At 71.8% G+C, this 220-nt stretch carries 1 pseudogene; it reads right to left on the minus strand.

Going from position 1 to position 220, the window contains the following annotated elements:
• Positions 1-220 (minus strand): annotated as a pseudogene (locus I8N67_RS42150) (IS21 family transposase); the annotation flags it as partial.

A 220-nucleotide genomic window follows, 5' to 3' on the forward strand; every position in this document is an offset into this window, starting at 1 on the left:
GTCCAGCCCGGAGAACGCCCGGCCGGCCAGCACGTGATCGCGGACGATGGTCACCTGGCGTTCGACCCGGCCCTTGCCGGTGGGCCGGTAGGCGGCCAGCACGTCGATGTCGAAGTCGTAGTGCCCGGCGAACGCGACGGCCTCCGGATGCAGGGGGACCGCCTCGCCGGGTGCGACATGGCGGCGGACCACGGTCTTGGTCCGGTCGTAGACGATCACG

It is taken from the genome of Streptomyces adelaidensis (assembly GCF_016598475.1).
Classification (GTDB): domain Bacteria; phylum Actinomycetota; class Actinomycetes; order Streptomycetales; family Streptomycetaceae; genus Streptomyces; species Streptomyces adelaidensis.